A 16,005-nucleotide genomic window follows, 5' to 3' on the forward strand; every position below is an offset into this window, starting at 1 on the left:
TCACGCTCGATGGGCGTTGGTCGAATGCGGATCGAGCGCCCGCTCGACCTCGTCCGGCTGTGGTTGCTGACGCGGCGCGGCGGCATCGCGGAACACGACGCGCCGCCCGACGGGAAAGAGTTGCAGATGCAGGCGCTGCGATACGTAGCCCCACAGCCCCTGCGGAAAACATATCGTCACGACGATAGCCAGCGCGCCGAGACCGATCAGATACCAGGTGCCATAGTCCGACAAAAACTTGTTCAGCACAAAGAAAATCAGCGCGCCGACAATCGGCCCTTCGAGCGTGCCGAGCCCGCCGATCAGCACGATGAAGATGCCGAACGCCGTCCAGTTGACGGAGAACGCCGCATCGGGCGAGATGCGCAGATTGCCGACAAAGTACAGGCCGCCCGCGAGCGCCGCGCCGCACGCGGACACCAGATAGACGATGAGCCGCGCGCGCTTCACGTCGACGCCCTGACTGCTCGCCGCCACCGCGTTGTCGCGCATCGCCGTCAACGCAAGGCCCGCTCGCGAACGCAGGAACAGATACAGCAGACCGATCGCCGCCGCGACGATCGCAAGCGCGAGCCACAACGTCAGCGATTCGCGCAGCGCACGCGGAATGCCGCGCAGCGCAATGAGGCTCGTACCCGAGCCGCCGCCGAGCGCGCTGATATTCGCAAACGTGAGCCTGAACACTTCAGCGATCACCCATGTGCCGATCGCGAAGTAGCCGCCTTCAAGACGAAACGCGATCATCGACACGGGCACGGCGGCCACCGTCGCGATCAGCGCACCGAGCGGCACGGCGAGAAACGGCGACACGCCGCAGTAGTTCGCGAGCACGAGCATCGCATAGCCGCCCAGGCCGAAGAATGCCTGCTGCCCGATCGACACCATGCCGCCATAGCCCGCGAGCAGATTCCACATCATCGCGAACACGAGATACGCGGCGAGCTGCACGAAATCGTGCAACGCTTCGCGCCCTGCCCACCACGGCGCGCTCGCGGCCGCGACGGCGAATGCCAGCAACGCGAACAGCGTGACCTTGCTCGCGCGCGTCGCGCGATGGACTTCGAACGCGCGCGCCCGATTCAGATGCATCGTCATGACAACCCTCTCATGCCGTTTTCGGCAACAGGCCTTGCGGCCGCACGACCAGCACGCACAGGAACACGATATGGCCGAACCAGATGCCCCAGCCCGGATCGAAATAGAAGCCGATCTGCTGCGCGATGCCGAGCGCCATGCCGCCCGCGAACGTGCCCCAGAACGATCCCATGCCGCCGATGATCACGGCCTCGAACGCGAACAGCAGCAACGCGGGACCATCGGTTGGCGACACGGCCGTGCGCATCGAATAGAGCGCCGCCGCCACTGCGATCAGCACGAACGCGATGCCCATCGCGAGCGCGTAAGTGCGCCGGTACGACACGCCCATCAGTTGCACGATCTCGCGATCGTCGGAGGTTGCACGAAACGCGCGGCCAAGCGGCGTGCGTCCGAAGAGCCACTGCATCGCGAACGCGAGCGCCACCGTCGCGCCGAGCGTCACGAGCGGCAAGTAGCCGACCGTGATGCCCGCCAACGTCACGCTCCCCGATTCGAAGCTGCCTGTTGCGATCGAGCGCGGGTCGGCGGAGAACAGTTGCTGCAACACATTCTGAATGACGATCGACAGCCCGAACGTCACGATCAGCGAAGGCAGCGGATCGCGGCTGCTCACGCGGTTGAGCACCGTGTACTGCACCGCATATCCCGCGCCGAACGCGATCACGAGCAACAGCACGAGCGACAGCGCGAGCGGCACATGCAGCAGGCTCGTCAGCGCGAACAGCACGAACACGAGCAGCACGATGAAGTCGCCGTGCGCGGTATTCGTGAGCCGCATCACGCCGAACACGAGCGACTGCCCCATCGCGAACAGACCATACAGCGCGCCGAGCAACACGCCTTGCACGACGATATTGGCGAGCGTATTCATGCGGCCACTCCGAAATAGGCTTGCGTGATCGCTTCGTCGGAGACATCGGCGGACACGCCCGACAGCGATATGCGCCCTTCCCGGAAGCAATAGAAACGCGACGACACGCGCCGCGCGAGCTGCACGTCCTGCTCGACGACGATCGCGCTCATGCCGTCCGACACGATGTCCGGCAGCGCCGCATAAATCTCGCGGACGATCACGGGCGCGAGCCCCAGCGACAGCTCATCGCACATCAGCAGATCGGGATTGCTCATCAGCGCGCGGCCGATCGCGACCATCTGCTGCTGTCCGCCCGACAGCGCCGTGGCCGCGTGATGCCGCCGCTCGCGCAGCGCCGGAAAGAGCGTATAGACGGCTTCGAGATTCCAGCGTCCGGGCCGCCCGCTATACGCGCCGAGCAGCAGGTTCTCCTCGACGGAAAGACTCGCGAAGAGCCTGCGCCCTTCGGGCACGAGCGCAATGCCCTTGCCGACGATGCTCGCCGCCGGCATGCCGCCGATCGCTTCGCCGCGATAGACAATCTGCTCGCGCCTCGCTTTCGTCAGTCCCGCGAGCGCTTTCAGAAACGTCGATTTGCCCGCGCCGTTCGAGCCGATCAGCGCGACGATTTCGCCGGGCTGCACGTCGATGTCGACCCCGAACAGTGCCTGAAAATCGCCGTAGAACGCAGTGAGCCCATGCGTCTGCAGTAGTGCCGCCATGTCACGCCTCCAGTCCGAGATACACGCGCCGCACTTCGGGATCGTCCATCACGGCGGCGGGCTGGCCCTCGGCCAGCTTGCGGCCGAAGTTGATGACGAGCAGCCGGTCGGCGACGGCAAGCAGCGCATGCACGACATGCTCGATCCACACGATCGTCACGCCGTGCTCCTTCACGCGGCGGATTTCGTCGACGAGCTCATGCGTCTCGCCCTGCGTGAGGCCGCCCGCGATTTCGTCGAGCAGCAGCAATTGCGGCCGCGTCGCGAGCGCGCGAGCGAGTTCGAGCCGCTTGCGATCGAGCAGCGCGAGCGTGCCGGCAAGCTGGTTCGCGCGGCGCTTCAGGCCAGTGCGCTCCAGCACGTCGACGCACACGTCACAGGCGGCCCGTTCGTCGAGCGCGCCGCCGAAGCGCGCGCCGACCAGCAGGTTCTCGAACACGGTCATGCCGCCGAACGGACGCGGCACCTGATACGAACGGCCGATGCCCGCCACGCAGCGGCGATGCGGCGCGAGATGACCGACATCGGCGCCGTCGAGTTCGACAATGCCCTCATCGGGCTTCGCGTCGCCGCTGACGAGATTGAACAGCGTCGTCTTGCCCGCGCCGTTCGGCCCAAGAATGCCGTAGGTTTCGCCGCGCCCGACTTCGAAGCTAATCGCATCCGTCACCGTCAGCGCGCCATAGCGCTTCGATACGTTCGTGAGTCTGAGCAATGCGCTCATCGCAACTCTCCTCGTGATGCCGCCGATGCGCTGTCACGCGATCAGCCTGAGCGGCCCGCTGACGGGCACGGCAGGCGCAAGCTGGTTGTTGACGATGGCGAGATTGAAGCGATGCTTCTGACCTCTCACCCACTGCCCGCCGACGAGCGGCGTCTTCGCGACGTTCTTCACGGGCCCATTGCCCCACGCCACGTGACCGACGAGCGTGTCGAGCTTCGTCGATGCCACCGCGTCGCGAATCGCTTCGTTCGAGTCGATGTCCTTCGCCCGCTTGAACGAGTCGATCGCGATTTCGAAGAGCGCGTGTGCGAAGCCGATCGGCTGCGTCCATTGCTTCGACGTGACGCGTTCGTATTCGTCGGCGACCTGGCGCGCGTTCTGCCCCGTCAGCGAAGACTTGAACGGATGCGACGGCGACCACCACACTTCCGTCGACAACCCTTCGCCGAGATCGCCGAGCGCTTCGATCGACGTCGGAAAGAGCAGCGCCTTGCCGATCGAAATGACCTTGGGCTTCAGGCCCTGCTGACGCGCCTGCACGAGAAAGTTCTTTGCGTCGGGCGGAATCACGACGCCAGTCACGATCTGCGCATTCGACTGCCTGAACGCGGAGATCTGCGCGGAGAAGTCCTGCGTCATGCTCTGGAAGCGGCCCGGGTCTTTCAACGCGAAGCCCTTTTGCGCGAGCACGGGCGGAAAGCCGAGCTTCGCATCGCCCCACGCGTTGCCGTCGCCGTCGTTCGGAAAGAGGCCGCCGACGCTCCTGTTCGTCTGCACCGACTGCCACATGCCCGTGTACACGGCGATCACGTCTTCGAGGCCCCAGAAGAAGTGATACGTGTAGCTGAAGCCCTTCTTCGGATCGCCCTTGCGTCCGAAGAACCACGGCTGCCACGGCACCACCGTCGACACGCACGGCGTCTCGTTCAGCTCGCACGCGTCGCTGACGGGGTTTGCCGTTTCGGGCGTGCCCGAGACGAGCATGATGTCGATCTTGTCCTTCAGGATCAGATCGTTCGCCACTTCGCTCGCGCGATTCGGATTCGACTGGCTGTCCTTCACGACGATCGACACGGGGTAGACCTTGCCGCCAATCGTCACGCCGTTCTTCAGCGCGCCCTGCATCTGCTGGATCGTGAAGCGGTCGGCCTCGCCGAACGGCGCGAGCGGCCCCGTCTGCGGCGACACATAGCCGATCTTCAGCGTGCGCGTGCCGGCCGCGAACACGAGCGGCGAGAACATCGGCGCCGCAGCAGCCAGCGCGCCGCCTGCCGCGAGGCGCACGAAGCGGCGTCTTCCTCCGTCGATGAGATCTCCATCCATTGCTGTCTCCTGCTTTTATATGTGTGCGGATCGTTGTGCGAAACGTTTACGTCGCGCCGCGCTATCCGGGCCTGCGCCCTTCGAACGCATCGTGCAGCAACGCGCGAAGCGGCTCGCGTTCCACCGGGCGCGGATTCCAGTAGGGACTCGTCAATGCAAGCTCCAGCGCGACGTCGATATCCGCCTCCTTGAGGCCGATGTCCTTCAGCGCGGTCGGTGCGCCGTGATCGCGCGCTAGATCGAAGACCGCTTGCGCGGCATCGTCCGCGTGCAGTGCGCGCGCGATTCGCTGCGTCGCTTGAGGCGCCGCATCGCGGTTGTACGCGAGCGCGTGCGGCAAGACGATCGTGTGCGTCTCCGCGTGCGGCAGATTGAACGTGCCGCCGAGCGTATGGCACAGCTTGTGATGCAGCGACATGCCGACGCTGCCCAGCACCGCGCCGCACAACCATGCGCCATAGAGGCACGCGGCGCGCGCATCGAGATCGTCCGGCTTGCGGATCACGCCCGGCAGCCCATCACCCAGCGCGCGGATGCCCTCTTCCGCCATCAGGCTCGTGATGGGATTCGCGTCTTGCGCATAGAGACCCTCGGCCGCGTGCGCGATCGCGTTGATGCCGCTCGTCAGCGAGAGCGCGGGCGGCAGCGACACGGTCAGCGACGGATCGTAGACCACCGTCTTCGGAAGCACGCGCAGGTCGCGGCCCGTCTTCTTCACGCCGCCTTCCGTGAGGCCGTAGATCGGCGTCATCTCCGAGCCGGCATAGGTGGTCGGAATCGCGATGATGGGCAGCGCCGTTTCGAGCGCGATCGCCTTGCCGAGACCCGTCGTCGAGCCGCCGCCGATCGCGATCGCGCAATCGGCGCCGAGTTGCGCCGCGACATCGCGTGCCGCGCGCGCCGTTTCGACGGGCACGTGCATCACGGCTTGCGCATACACGCCCGCTGCGCGCGGCCCGATGCGCGCGGCAAGCTGTTCGGCCTGTGCGCGCTGTTGCGGCGTCGCGAGCACCAGCGCGCGTTTCGCGCCGAGCAGTTCGATCTCGCGATCCAGTTGATCCAGGCTGCCCACGCCGAACACGACGCGCGAAGGCAAGCCCTGATAGACGAACGGTTTCATGGCGTGTGCGTGCATGTGCGCTTTAGCGCGGAAAATAAGGGGGAATCTGCGCATCCACGTTGACCCACACCGACTTGGCCTGCGTGTATTCGCGCATCGCTTCGAAACCCATCTCGCGTCCATAGCCGCTTGCGCCGACGCCGCCGAACGGCGAGCCGGGGCTCACGCGCTTGTAGCAGTTGACCCACACCATGCCGCTATGAATCTCGCGCGCGACCCGATGCGCGCGTTGCAAGTCGCGCGTCCACAGGCCCGCGCCCAGGCCGTATTCGGTGCCGTTCGCAATCGCGAGCGCTTCTTCGTCGGTGCGGAACGTCGTGACCGTCATGAACGGGCCGAACACTTCTTCCTGCGACACGCGGTCGGTCGGCTTCGCTTCGACGATGGTCGGCTCGACGTAGCAGCCCTTTGCGAGCGCCGCACTATCCGGCGACTTGCCGCCCGACAGAACGCGTCCTCCCTGCTCGCGCGCGACGTCCACATATGACAGCACGCGGTCGCGATGCTGGCGCGACGTGAGCGGTCCCATTTCCGTCGACGGATCGAGCGGGTCGCCGATGCGGATCGTGCGGGCGAGCGCGACGAACTTTTCGAGCACTTCGTCCGCGACCGATTCGTGCACGATCATCCGCGACGCCGCGATGCACGCCTGGCCCTGGTTGTGGAAGATACCGAACGCGGAGCCCTGCACGACGGCATCGACATTCGCGTCGCCGAATACGATATTGGCGCCCTTGCCGCCCAGTTCGAGCTGCACCTTCTTCAGGTTGCCGCTCGACGCCTGCACGATCTTGCGCCCCACGGCCGTCGAGCCCGTGAACGCAACCTTGCCGATCTCCGGATGCTCGGCGATGTACTGGCCCGCCACGTGCCCGAGCCCCGGCAGAATGTTGACGACGCCTGCGGGAAAGCCCACTTCGGCCATCAGTTCCGCGATCGCGAGACTCGACAGCGGCGTGAGTTCAGCGGGCTTCATGATCACGCAGTTGCCGGCGGCGAGTGCGGGCGCCATCTTCCAGCTCGTGAACATCAGCGGGAAATTCCACGGCACCACCTGTCCGACGATGCCGACGGGCTCGCGTGTCAGGTAGTTCAAAAAGCCCTGCTCGACGGGAATCACGGAGCCTTCGAACTTGTCGGCCATGCCGCCGAAATAGCGGAACGTGGCGGCCGTGCGCGGCACGTCGAGATAGCGCGTGTCGCGAATCGGATGGCCCGTGTCGATCGATTCCAGATGCGCGAGCCTGTCGGCGTTTGCTTCGATCGCATCGGCGAGCTTCAGCAGCAGACGGCCTCGCTCGGCGGCCGCGAGGTTGCTCCACTTCGGAAACGCCGCTTTCGCCGCGGCCACTGCGCGATCGATGTCGGCGTGATTCGCCATCGATACTTCGGCGATCACGGAGTTGTCGTGAGGGTTGAGCGTCGCGAGGGTTTCGCCGCTGAGCGAAGGTACGAAGCGGCCGTCGATGAAGAGTTGCGTTTGCATGTCAGTCCTGCTCGATGAGACGTTTGGGCGTGAGCGTCCCCGCGGCGCCAGTGTTCTGGCGCCGTCCGTTGCATGGTCGGGAACAGTCGGAAGTGCTTAGAACTGGATCGGGTAAGGCGGCAGTTCGCCGCTCTCATACCGCTTCGGCAGATCGGGCGTCGCGTTCTCCCACACGAGCAGCATCGAGCGCTTCTGCGAATAGCCCTTGTGACGGATGTCGGCGGGCATCGCGGCGATGTCGCCGGCGTTCATCGTGATGCGGGCACGCGGCTCGCCCGTGTCCTTGTCGGCCACATCCCAGATGATCTGATCCGACAGTTGCAGGAACCACTCGACGCGATCGTTGCCATGAAACACGGGCAGCACGAATTCTTCCGTGGTCGGGCAGAAGAGGCTTTGCTTGCACACCGACGTGACGGACGGATTCCACGTGACATCCGAGCGCGACAGGTACTTGAAGAGATTGAACGCGTGCAGTTCCTTTTCGAAGCCCGGTGCGGCGTGAATCTCGGGCTCGTCCTGCACGACGTCGGCGAACTGGCGGTTGATGGGGAAGTCGTCGCGCAGCGGCGAATCGCCTTCGAGTCCGGGCATGCGCTTCGTCGCGATGCGAGTGCGCTCGATCGCGGCCACGTTGTCGCCATGTTTCGCGCCGAATGCGGAGCCCGTTTCTTCCGGCGCCGCAAACGGATCGAAGCCTTCGTTGACCCAGTCCTTCAGTATTGCCTTGAACGTCGCCATGATGACGGGCGTGTCGAACTGCTGCACGTGATCGACGCCTGCATCGCGGAAGCTGGCGTTATAGGCGCCCGCATACATGTCGACCTTGCCGTAGTGATTGCGCGTGCCGATCACTTCGTCGAAGTTGACCCAGCCGTAGAAGAAGCCCCATGCGACGTCGCGCATCATCGCGCGAAGGAAGTCGTCGGCGTGCATCTGATGCGAGCGCTGCTGGCCTTTAGCGGGCCACTTGAGGGTGACGAAATAGGCGTCGCGCGAGAACTCGAAATCGCCGAGCTTGAACGTGCGATAACCCGTGACGGCATCCGGCTCGCTCGCGCAGATGTTTTGCAGTGTGTTGACGGTGCTCATGACCTGCTCCAGAAAAGAGAATGTGCGCGACGGGCTATTGAATGCAGATGTCCTGCCACTTCTCGACCGAGTAGCGGCCCAGAATGGTCTGCACGAGCAGCACGCCCTTTCCTGCCGTTTCGAAACGGTAAGCAGCGCCCGCGGGCAGCAGCGCCTGATGACCGCGGCGCAGCCTCACGAAGCCCATGCTCTTGCCGGACGGCGTGCCTTCGAGTCGCACGCTGCCTTCCGTCTCTGCATCGACGAGGGGACCGTCCGAAGGCTTGATGAAGTGCACGTCGATCTCGCCGTCCATCACGACGCAGAACTCGTCGTGCGAGGCCGTGAACCACGGCGACGTGCCTTCGGCGCGCAGCGTCTCGATCACGTACTTGAGGTTCTTGCCGACGACGATCTTCTCGTACGGCGCGGCATGGCTCGCGACTTCGAACACGTTCGACATCGCATAGTGCTCGGGCTTGCCCTTGATGATTTCGATCGAGCCTTTACGGTAGCTGTCGAGACTCGCCAACCAGGTCTGCTGCATGATTGCCTCCTTGGATCTCCGTTGATCTTCGACACGTCGTGCGTGTTTCCATGGACGCAAGAGTAAGTGCCGGAAGGCGCAACAGCAATGATCCGAGGTTCGGCAAATCAGAACGCCGGGTGCGGGCAAAGGACCCCAGGGGAAGTACCTGGGAGCGTCGTGCTACTGGTCGGCCAGTTCCTCGCCGACGCTCTTCATGTCGTCGTCATCGGCGACGATGCCGAGCGCCCGGTCCCATTGCGGCTCGCGCAGATAGCGGGCGCGCAGGAAGTCGACGAATGCCTTCACCTTCGCGGTCGAGCGATGCGACGCGGGGTACACGGCCGACAGCCACAACGGCGGCGCCGCATAGTCGGGCAGCACGCGTTCGAGCCGGTGTTCGAGCAGATCGGCGGCGGCGACCATCGTCGGCAGATAGACGACGCCCGCACCCGCGCGCGCAAACTCCAGCAGCAGATGCACGCTGTTCGTCTTCAGCACCGGGTTCAGCGCAATCTCGAAGCATTCGTTGCCCTTCATCAGCGGCCACTTGTCGCCCCACGGATAGTACGAGTAGCGCGCGAAGTCATGCCGCAGCAGATCGAGCGGCGTCTCGATCACGGGTTCTTCCTTCAGGTAGCCAGGCGCCGCGCACAGCACGCCGCGCACGGGAAACAGCCTTCTTTCGACGAGCAGGTTCGAAGCAGGCGGATAGATCTGCAATGCGAGATCGAAGCCTTCCTGCACGGGGTCGATCACGCGATCGTTGACGGTCACGACGAACTCGATGCGCGGATGCTTCTCGCGAAACTCGATCAGCGCCTGCGAGAAATGCCCGAGCGCGAAGCCGGGCAGCACGTGGACGTTGAGCGTGCCCGCGAGCGACTCGTGCTGCTCGATCGAGCGGCCCGACAGATCGTGGACCTTGTTGACGAGTTCGGCGCACTCGCGATAGTAGGTCTCGCCGAGTTCCGACAGACGCACGGCGCGCGTCGAACGATGAAAGAGCGGCACGCCGAAGTGCTCTTCGAGCTGCTTCACGCGCGAAGTGACGACGGATTTCGCCACGCCGAGCTGGCGCGCGGCGCTCGCGAAACTCTGGGCCTCGGCGGCCCGCACGAACGCCTCCATCGACATGAAAAGATCCATGCTGTCTCCTTGTGTCCCTACTCCGGTCCGATGCAAGGCAGTCGGCAGATCGTCGCTTCCTTGCTGCAATGCACGACGGACCGCCCTTTCTAATGATCCAAGTGTACGTTTTTTCGCGCAGTGGATCGCCTGAGGTGCACGGTAAGGTGCCGCGTAAAAACGATCATGGGGCTTGCACTTTGTACAGGCGCATCACCGCGCGCCATCCGCCGCGCCGCGCCGCTGCCTTGCTGCAGCGCAATCGCGTGCGTCGCACGCTTCCTGGAACAGCCGTTGCTGCAAACGGCGAAAGCCCTTGGCCTGCCCGGAGGCCAACATGCGTCTGTCGATCCTGATCAATACGTCCGACCCCACCGTCAATCACGACTACGCGGTGCTGTGGCTCGACACGCTGAGCCACGCGTGGACGTCGCACGACCGGCGCGGCGTCGAATTGCCGTCGTCGGGCGAGATGCGCGAGGACGGGCACGTCGTCTCGCTGTGCGCGCGCGGCACGGACGAGCCACTCGTGACGCTGTACGGCGTGCACGTCGACCGGCACGGCAACATGACGTCGGCGCAAGGCCAGGCGACGTGGATCTCGCACTCGCGCGCCGATCCCGTCGCTGGCTTCTGGCGCTTGCAGGCCGTCGAGCGCGAGGGTTCGCGCGCGACACGCCGCTAGCACTTGCGGGCGTGCGTTGGATCGTGCGGCTGTTAAATACGAATACCGTTTACGAATACCGTTGATTGAAAATCGAAGCGCCGTTGCTGCGACAGTCACAGCAACGGCGCTTTGCTTCGAGCGCGCGCTCAAAGCGCTGATGTCAATCAAGCAGGCACCGATTCCGCCGACTTCCGACGCGACCACACGCGATGCTTGCCGACGGCTTCGATGAACGGCTTCAGCACCGCATCGACGTCATCGCCCGTCGACACGCCATCGGCGTTGGCCGGCAGATGCGCCGCGTTCAGCAGTTCGTTGCCCGCGCCGAGCGCCGCGATCGCCTTCAGATGCCTGAACGCTTCGAGTACGAAATGGCGCGCATCGCCCGATTGCGCAAGCGTCTTCGCGCCCTGCTCACCGCCGCACACGACGACGCCGTCGAACATGATCGATGGCATGCCGGCGATCGTCGCATCCGGGTTCATGCCGTCGATCGCGGCGAGCGTCGGCGCGATCAGCAGCGGCGTCGCGCCTTGCGCCTTCAACGCGGATTGCACGCCCTTGATGACCGCGCCATCGCTGCCCGGCGCGGCGACCATGGCGATCTTGCGCGTCTTGACGCCGGGCCTCACGCGATTGAGCAGGCTCAATGCAGGCGAAGGCGTCTGCTTGCCGGCGGCACGCGCGCCCTTGCCCGGCTTAGGTAGACCGAGACCTTCGGCTACCGTCGCCGCGAGATCGGCATCGAAGTTCGTGAGGATTTCGTTGACGACGCGCGCGCGAATCTCGGGCTTCGTCACCTTGCCGAGCTCGAACTGGTACGCGAGCGTGATATGTTCTTTCTCGACGTCGCTCATGCTTTGATAGAAGAGCGCGGCCTGCGAGAAGTGGTCGGCGAACGACTCGCTGCGCACGCGGATCTTCGTGCCTTCCATCGGTTCGGGAAAGCTCTCGAAGCCGCCGTCGGATACGGACGGCTTTGTTTCCACGGGCCAATCGTCGTTCAGCGAGTTCGGCTGATACGACGCCTGTCCGACGTTGATCGTCTGCCGGTGCATGCCGTCGCGCTGGTTGTTCACGTTCGGGCTGACGGGACGGTTGATTGGAATCTCGTGGAAGTTCGGCCCGCCGAGACGGCTGATCTGCGTATCGGTGTACGAGAAGAGGCGCCCTTGCAGCAGCGGGTCGTTCGTGAAATCGATACCCGGCACGATATGGCCTGGATGAAACGCGACCTGCTCGGTTTCGGCGAAGAAGTTGTCCGGGTTGCGGTTCAGCGTCATCTTGCCGATGATCTTCACGGGCACGATTTCCTCGGGCACAATCTTCGTCGGGTCGAGCAGATCGAAGCCGAACGAATCCTGGTCCTTCTCTTCGATGACCTGCACGCCGAGTTCGAACTCGGGATAGTCGCCGCGCTCGATCGCTTCCCATAGATCGCGCCGGTGAAAGTCGGGGTCCTTGCCCGCGAGCTTTTGCGCTTCGTCCCACAGCAGCGAATACGAGCCGAGCACGGGGCGCCAGTGAAACTTCACGAGACGCATCACGCCCTTCGCGTTGACGAAGCGGAACGTATGGACGCCGAAACCTTCCATCGTCCGCAAGCTGCGCGGAAGCGCGCGATCGGACATCGTCCACAGCACCATGTGCGCGGACTCGGGCACGAGCGATACGAAGTCCCAGAACGTGTCGTGCGCCGATCCGCCCGTCGGCATTTCATTGGGCGCTTCCGGCTTCACCGCGTGCACGAAGTCCGGAAATTTGATCGCATCCTGAATGAAGAACACGGGCATGTTGTTGCCGACGAGATCGTAGACGCCTTCCGACGTGTAGAACTTCGTCGCGAAGCCGCGCACATCGCGCACCGTATCGGCGGAACCGCGCGGCCCCTGCACGGTGGAAAAGCGCACATACACGGGCGTCTGCACAGACGGGTCCTGCAAAAAGGCCGCTTTCGTGTATTCGGCCATCGACTCGTAGACCTGAAACACGCCATGAGCCGCCGAACCTCGCGCGTGCACGATGCGCTCCGGAATCCGCTCATGATCGAAGTGCGTGATCTTTTCACGCATGATGAAATCTTCGAGCAGCGACGGACCGCGCGCGCCCGCGCGCAACGTGTTCTGGTTATCCGCGATCTTGACGCCCTGGTTCGTGCGCAGCGCTTCGTTCTTCGGCCGCGCGCGCGAGCGTTCGAGGTCCTGCGATTTCAAATCTGCAGCCGGCCCCGAGGGTTGCCCGTTGCGCGGTTTGCTCGTGGATTTGCCTGTCATCGGTCTGACTCCTTGCATGAGTGAATTGCGCGGCGACGGCTCGGCGTGCGCGCGCATCGACGATCGAGTCCGCAAGCAATGTTCCTGGGAGCTGGGCGTTTCGTGTTTCGTTGTGCATTACATTGGGTCTTCGTCGAGCCTTTCGTTTGATCTTTCGTCGACGACGCCGCGTGCATAGGGCACGCAGTACACGCACGTGCAACGGCACTGCGCGGCACAGTGTTTGCGCAATAAAAGGTACGGGCGGGTCGACAGCACCGACTCGGAATGACCACTCCAACCCTCTGGAGGTTAGATGATGAAAAGCACGACGAAGAAGGTACTTGCTACTGCCCTGATCATGGCCCTATCCGGTGGCGTGTATGCGCAGACAGGCGGTGCCGGTAACGGAACCGCGGGTGCAGGCGGCGGCGCGGCCGGCAACGGCGTCGGCGCAGGCGACGGCAACGCGGGCGGCGCAGGCGGCGTCGCGTCCCCCGGCGCGGGCGTCAACCGCATGCCGCGCGGCACCACCAACGACAGCGGCTACGGCTCGCCAGGCGTGACGGGCACGGGCGGCGGCATGGGCACGGGCACGGGCGCATCGCCGCAAGGCTCGGGCATGAACCGTTCGTACAACGGCTCGTCGAGCAACGGCACGACGTCCCAGCCGGGCACGACGGAGCAGCCGGACATGCGCTCGCAGGGCAGCCAGTAACGGCCTATCGATACGCGATCCACGCTCGATGGATCGAACGGGCGCCCCGACGTCATCACGATGTCGGGGCGCTTCGTTTATAGCGGCGTCTCTTCCCGGCGCGCGTCTTTTGTGCATTCTAGCCATTGGTGTCAAAATAACGTCTCGAGCGATTCCACGACAGAGACTGAGGAAAACATGGCAGGAGTTCGTCAATTCAACGAGGACGACGCGTTCGTGCAGGCGCTGGACGTCTTCTGGCGCAAAGGCTATCGCGCGACGTCGATGCTCGATCTCGCCGAGGCCACGGGCGTGCAGCGCGGCTCGCTGTACAACGCGTACGGCGACAAGGAAGAAATCTTCATGCGCGTGTTCGAGCGCTATGCGGAACGTTTCGTCGCCGATGCGCGCAAGGCGCTCGACAAGCCCGATCTGCACGACGCGCTGACGTCGTTCTTCACGTTCGCGATCCGATCGATCACGCAAGGCTCGCCGACGCGCGGCTGCCTGTCGACGAAGACGGCCGTCGAGATCGAGCCGGAATCGCCGCGTCTGCGCGAGGCCTTGCAGACCATGCTCGATGCGCTGGAGGCGGCGCTGCTGTCCGTGCTCGACACGAAGGAAGCGCGCGCGCAACTGACGCTGCCGCCGCAGCAGGCGGCCAGCCTGATCGTCACGACGACGCGCGGCATCGCGGTGATGGAGCGCGTCTACGGCGATCCGAAGAAGCTCAGGCAGACGGCGTTCGCGCTCGTCGATGCGCTCGTGCGCAAGAACTAGGCATCGCGATTCATCGCATTTCGCGTTTCGCATTTCGCGTTTCATCAGGCATCGCGTTTCGCGCCGCCCGCGTGGGCCTTTCCGTCGACCGCGCCGTGGTCTATTCCTTCAGCCGACCCTTCAGCCGATCCGCGTCGCGCGAAACGCATGGGTGATGTACGGCATCGTCACGACATCGCGTGACGCCAGCGCAGGTTCCGATGCGATCAGCGCGCGCACCTCGCGTTCCACTTCGGCCCATTCGTCGGGCGGCAACGCGAGAATGAAGCTCGTCGAGTGCACGCGCTTCACGATCACATCCTCGATGGAGCCCGTATGTCCATGCGGCATGTGCCGCTCTTCGAGTTGCGTGAAGCCGTCGAACGGAAACGCGTTGCGCCACCTGCCCGTGTGATGGCGCGGCACATCGCCCTCGCGCGCGCTGACGATCGCATCGAGCCGCGCCACCCAGTCGACGCGCGCATCGCGCACGTTCCATACGAGCCCGAGATGCCCGCCGGGCTTCAGCACACGGCGAATCTCGGCGAGCGCCTCGCGCGTCGCGAACCAGTGGAACGACTGTGCGCATATGACGGCATCGACAGAGGCATCGCCGAACGGCAACGATTGCGCCGTGCCTTCGCGCACGTCGGCTTGCGGCAACGCAGCGGCGAGCTGCGCGCGCATCTGCGCGACGGGCTCGACGGCCACCACCTGCGCGCCCGTCTCGATCAGGCGCGGCGTGAACTTGCCCGTGCCCGCGCCGAGATCGACGACGATCTTGCCGGGCCCGAGCCCGATATCGCCCGTCAGCCAGCCCGCCAGTTCTGAGGGGTAGTCGGGTCGGCCTTTCGCGTAGGTGTCCGCGCCCTTCGTATAGCCTTCCGCAGCGGCGTGGTGAACGTCATCCGTTTTGTTGTTGGTCATGTCGGCAACCCGGAGTATCGAAGAGATTCATTGTGAACGATCCGCTCGCGCACGAGCAAATGCGCGGACGGGCGAACGCGTCGCTGGATGACGCGCCGCCGCATGCGCTTGCGTGCGTCGACTGCTTCAATGGGCACCGCTCTTGCGACACTGTCGCGCCGGCGCATGCAGCGCGATAATGGTTCGCATCCGTCAGCGCGACGCACAGGGAGTCGGCGATGCAAGGCAGCCAGCTAACCGTCTACGCGGCAACCACCGGCCCGTGCAAGCACCACAAGAACACCATCGACTGGATACTCGACGAGGCGCAGCAAGCGGGCCTTCACGGCGCGACGGTCATCGAAATCAGCGAATGCATCGATGTGCACGGCAAATATCACGCCGCGCGCTTTCTCGAACTCGCCGACCAGCCGCGCGCCGTCACGCTCGCGGGCGACGACGCGCGCGTCGATGCGCTACTCGATCGCTTACGGCACGGCGGCGTGCCGCTCTTCTACACGCGCTGCCCAGTCGAATTCGAGGTGCTCGGCGGCGACGATCCCTGAAAGCGCGTAATCTGCATCACACCGCCGGCGCATACACTGCGACGCATGGGCCGCACGACGACGTGCAAACAGGCGCAGACACACAGAACAGAACACGCAGACGCTTT

The 16,005-nt window shown here is 64.5% G+C and carries 16 protein-coding genes; 4 read left to right on the forward strand and 12 right to left on the reverse strand.

Annotated elements, in window-relative coordinates; translation table 11 throughout:
* The 10 genes from AB4Y32_RS19155 to AB4Y32_RS19200 form a co-directional block, all read right to left on the reverse strand.
* Entirely contained in the window at positions 1-1,095 is a 1,095-nt protein-coding gene (locus tag AB4Y32_RS19155) for a branched-chain amino acid ABC transporter permease (RefSeq protein WP_368722847.1), read from the reverse strand.
* A gap of 10 nt (positions 1,096-1,105) precedes the next feature.
* Positions 1,106-1,969, reverse strand: coding sequence for a branched-chain amino acid ABC transporter permease (locus AB4Y32_RS19160; RefSeq protein ID WP_368722848.1), 864 nt, complete (start codon positions 1,967-1,969; stop codon positions 1,106-1,108).
* Positions 1,966-2,673 (reverse strand): ABC transporter ATP-binding protein, encoded by a 708-nt coding sequence (locus AB4Y32_RS19165; RefSeq protein ID WP_368722849.1) that lies wholly within the window; start codon positions 2,671-2,673, stop codon positions 1,966-1,968. The genes AB4Y32_RS19160 and AB4Y32_RS19165 overlap by 4 nt, the downstream gene beginning before the upstream one ends.
* 1 nt (position 2,674) lies before the next feature.
* On the reverse strand, positions 2,675-3,397 hold the full coding sequence (locus AB4Y32_RS19170) for an ABC transporter ATP-binding protein (protein ID WP_368722850.1): 723 nt from the start codon (positions 3,395-3,397) through the stop codon (positions 2,675-2,677).
* Positions 3,398-3,430: 33 nt separating this feature from the next.
* Entirely contained in the window at positions 3,431-4,720 is a 1,290-nt protein-coding gene (locus tag AB4Y32_RS19175; RefSeq protein WP_368722851.1) for an ABC transporter substrate-binding protein, read from the reverse strand.
* A 61-nt stretch (positions 4,721-4,781) separates the two neighbouring features.
* Positions 4,782-5,840 (reverse strand): maleylacetate reductase, encoded by a 1,059-nt coding sequence (locus AB4Y32_RS19180; protein WP_368722852.1) that lies wholly within the window; start codon positions 5,838-5,840, stop codon positions 4,782-4,784.
* Positions 5,841-5,862: 22 nt separating this feature from the next.
* Positions 5,863-7,326: an aldehyde dehydrogenase family protein gene (locus tag AB4Y32_RS19185; RefSeq protein ID WP_368722853.1), complete on the reverse strand. Its 1,464-nt coding sequence runs from the start codon at positions 7,324-7,326 to the stop codon at positions 5,863-5,865.
* A gap of 96 nt (positions 7,327-7,422) precedes the next feature.
* On the reverse strand, positions 7,423-8,418 hold the full coding sequence (locus AB4Y32_RS19190) for a hydroxyquinol 1,2-dioxygenase (RefSeq protein WP_087739895.1): 996 nt from the start codon (positions 8,416-8,418) through the stop codon (positions 7,423-7,425).
* 34 nt (positions 8,419-8,452) lie between these two features.
* Positions 8,453-8,944: a hydroxyquinol 1,2-dioxygenase gene (locus tag AB4Y32_RS19195; protein WP_368722854.1), complete on the reverse strand. Its 492-nt coding sequence runs from the start codon at positions 8,942-8,944 to the stop codon at positions 8,453-8,455.
* A 162-nt stretch (positions 8,945-9,106) separates the two neighbouring features.
* Complete coding sequence (locus AB4Y32_RS19200; RefSeq protein ID WP_368722855.1) at positions 9,107-10,072, reverse strand: LysR family transcriptional regulator; 966 nt, start codon at positions 10,070-10,072, stop codon at positions 9,107-9,109.
* Positions 10,073-10,388: 316 nt separating this feature from the next.
* Between AB4Y32_RS19200 and AB4Y32_RS19205 the strand changes: the two genes are divergently transcribed.
* Positions 10,389-10,736, forward strand: a complete 348-nt coding sequence (locus tag AB4Y32_RS19205; protein WP_368722856.1) for a DUF3564 family protein — start codon at positions 10,389-10,391, stop codon at positions 10,734-10,736.
* Positions 10,737-10,882: 146 nt separating this feature from the next.
* Here AB4Y32_RS19205 and katE read toward each other — a convergent pair whose 3' ends face one another.
* Positions 10,883-12,991 carry a catalase HPII gene (gene katE, locus AB4Y32_RS19210; protein WP_368722857.1) on the reverse strand — a complete coding sequence of 703 codons (2,109 nt, stop codon included), beginning with the start codon at positions 12,989-12,991 and terminating at the stop codon, positions 10,883-10,885.
* A gap of 298 nt (positions 12,992-13,289) precedes the next feature.
* Here katE and AB4Y32_RS19215 point away from each other — a divergent pair, with 298 nt between their 5' ends.
* Entirely contained in the window at positions 13,290-13,688 is a 399-nt protein-coding gene (locus tag AB4Y32_RS19215) for a hypothetical protein (protein WP_368722983.1), read from the forward strand.
* Between the two features lie 177 nt (positions 13,689-13,865).
* Positions 13,866-14,447, forward strand: a complete 582-nt coding sequence (locus AB4Y32_RS19220) for a TetR/AcrR family transcriptional regulator (RefSeq protein WP_368722858.1) — start codon at positions 13,866-13,868, stop codon at positions 14,445-14,447.
* Positions 14,448-14,567: 120 nt separating this feature from the next.
* On the opposite strand, the gene AB4Y32_RS19225 is transcribed toward AB4Y32_RS19220, so the two are convergent.
* A complete protein-coding gene (locus AB4Y32_RS19225) occupies positions 14,568-15,353 on the reverse strand; it encodes a class I SAM-dependent methyltransferase (protein ID WP_368722859.1) in 786 nt (261 codons plus the stop codon).
* Between the two features lie 218 nt (positions 15,354-15,571).
* Between AB4Y32_RS19225 and AB4Y32_RS19230 the strand changes: the two genes are divergently transcribed.
* Positions 15,572-15,898, forward strand: a complete 327-nt coding sequence (locus AB4Y32_RS19230; RefSeq protein WP_368722860.1) for a DUF190 domain-containing protein — start codon at positions 15,572-15,574, stop codon at positions 15,896-15,898.
* The last annotated feature ends 107 nt before the right edge of the window (positions 15,899-16,005 follow it).

It is taken from the genome of Paraburkholderia phymatum (assembly GCF_040965635.1).
GTDB lineage: Bacteria > Pseudomonadota > Gammaproteobacteria > Burkholderiales > Burkholderiaceae > Paraburkholderia > Paraburkholderia phymatum_B.

Excerpts from the sequence above, each read along its gene's own strand:
- AB4Y32_RS19220 (WP_368722858.1), top strand. The coding sequence starts at position 13,866 with ATGGCAGGAGTTCGTCAATTCAACGAGGACGACGCGTTCGTGCAGGCG.
- AB4Y32_RS19230 (WP_368722860.1), top strand. The coding sequence starts at position 15,572 with ATGCAAGGCAGCCAGCTAACCGTCTACGCGGCAACCACCGGCCCGTGC.
- AB4Y32_RS19200 (WP_368722855.1), bottom strand. The coding sequence starts at position 10,072 with ATGGATCTTTTCATGTCGATGGAGGCGTTCGTGCGGGCCGCCGAGGCC.
- AB4Y32_RS19215 (WP_368722983.1), top strand. The coding sequence starts at position 13,290 with ATGAAAAGCACGACGAAGAAGGTACTTGCTACTGCCCTGATCATGGCC.
- AB4Y32_RS19195 (WP_368722854.1), bottom strand. The coding sequence starts at position 8,944 with ATGCAGCAGACCTGGTTGGCGAGTCTCGACAGCTACCGTAAAGGCTCG.
- AB4Y32_RS19180 (WP_368722852.1), bottom strand. The coding sequence starts at position 5,840 with ATGAAACCGTTCGTCTATCAGGGCTTGCCTTCGCGCGTCGTGTTCGGC.
- AB4Y32_RS19225 (WP_368722859.1), bottom strand. The coding sequence starts at position 15,353 with ATGACCAACAACAAAACGGATGACGTTCACCACGCCGCTGCGGAAGGC.
- AB4Y32_RS19170 (WP_368722850.1), bottom strand. The coding sequence starts at position 3,397 with ATGAGCGCATTGCTCAGACTCACGAACGTATCGAAGCGCTATGGCGCG.
- katE (WP_368722857.1), bottom strand. The coding sequence starts at position 12,991 with ATGACAGGCAAATCCACGAGCAAACCGCGCAACGGGCAACCCTCGGGG.
- AB4Y32_RS19155 (WP_368722847.1), bottom strand. The coding sequence starts at position 1,095 with ATGACGATGCATCTGAATCGGGCGCGCGCGTTCGAAGTCCATCGCGCG.
- AB4Y32_RS19185 (WP_368722853.1), bottom strand. The coding sequence starts at position 7,326 with ATGCAAACGCAACTCTTCATCGACGGCCGCTTCGTACCTTCGCTCAGC.
- AB4Y32_RS19165 (WP_368722849.1), bottom strand. The coding sequence starts at position 2,673 with ATGGCGGCACTACTGCAGACGCATGGGCTCACTGCGTTCTACGGCGAT.
- AB4Y32_RS19160 (WP_368722848.1), bottom strand. The coding sequence starts at position 1,969 with ATGAATACGCTCGCCAATATCGTCGTGCAAGGCGTGTTGCTCGGCGCG.
- AB4Y32_RS19205 (WP_368722856.1), top strand. The coding sequence starts at position 10,389 with ATGCGTCTGTCGATCCTGATCAATACGTCCGACCCCACCGTCAATCAC.
- AB4Y32_RS19190 (WP_087739895.1), bottom strand. The coding sequence starts at position 8,418 with ATGAGCACCGTCAACACACTGCAAAACATCTGCGCGAGCGAGCCGGAT.
- AB4Y32_RS19175 (WP_368722851.1), bottom strand. The coding sequence starts at position 4,720 with ATGGATGGAGATCTCATCGACGGAGGAAGACGCCGCTTCGTGCGCCTC.